Below are 991 nucleotides of genomic sequence, written 5' to 3' on the forward strand. Positions count from 1 at the left end.
CAGGTGTTGCACTTCAATTTTAAATCGAGGATTTTAATTATTTGCGAAAATCAACTATATCGTTTGATAATAATTGGATTAAAAACTAAGGCAATGATTTTCCAAAATTCCGAAATCATTGCCTTAGTTGATTAGTCAATCGTGTTTATTCATGGCATCGATCGCCACAGGATTCCGCTAAATTCCCTTGAATGCCAGGAACCAATACCATGGTCGCATGTTAATGTCTCCAGGATAGTTGAACATATCGAGATTAAACCCACCAAGGAGTAACCCGAATATGAAGAGAACAACCCCAATGACAACGAGTGATCCGATCAATCGAAAATAGTTGCTGCTAATCCATTTCAATAACATGGTTAAGCCCTCCTAAATTTTGCGGAAATAAAGTGATACGACTGAGCGGAAACAACGGCGAAATACTTAACGCTCCACCAAGATAACTTGGCCAACAAGAGGGTGATCCCAAACGCTGCTAATGAAAAACCAAGCTCACTAAAGCCAATCCCAGGGCCAACTCGAAACATCGCGATAATTGCAGCTGGCAATCCAAACGATCCCAATACCAGTGCAAGAAGGGTTCCAAACGTTAACCCAGCGGGCACCAGCCAAATTAAGCAGTAGCCCAACAGCAACAACCCCAACCCCAGTAAGAGTATTGAGCACCAAAGAGGCGACCCCAATATAAGCGCCAAAACAATCAAAATCATAACGCCAGTCGCCAGATGCGCCGTCTTTGGTTGATCCTCAGTGATAATGTTTTCCACAATATGATCAGGATCTCCCAAAGACTTAATTACCTCATCTTCTGAAATTGATTTAGCCTCTGATTCATCTGATATTAACTCGTCGTAGTCTTGAAGATATCGGCGGCGATCAACAATATGGGCCCGTTTAAGGCTTAATCTTAATTGCTTTAAGAACTCACTTTTCTTCATCATGAAACCCTCCTCGTATAAAGTCGTAATGTCTAAAGTTCCTAAGTTTTATC

General features: G+C 41.4%; 2 protein-coding genes. Both read right to left on the minus strand.

Going from position 1 to position 991, the window contains the following annotated elements:
- Positions 1–177 precede the first annotated feature (177 nt).
- A complete protein-coding gene (locus tag FD47_RS14615; RefSeq protein ID WP_054736810.1) occupies positions 178–357 on the minus strand; it encodes a hypothetical protein in 180 nt (59 codons plus the stop codon).
- A 2-nt stretch (positions 358–359) separates the two neighbouring features.
- Positions 360–941 carry a DUF1700 domain-containing protein gene (locus FD47_RS14620; RefSeq protein WP_054736812.1) on the minus strand — a complete coding sequence of 194 codons (582 nt, stop codon included), beginning with the start codon at positions 939–941 and terminating at the stop codon, positions 360–362.
- Positions 942–991: the final 50 nt, after the last annotated feature.

Origin of the sequence: Lentilactobacillus parafarraginis DSM 18390 = JCM 14109, assembly GCF_001435895.1 — a bacterium.
In the GTDB taxonomy this organism is placed as follows: domain Bacteria; phylum Bacillota; class Bacilli; order Lactobacillales; family Lactobacillaceae; genus Lentilactobacillus; species Lentilactobacillus parafarraginis.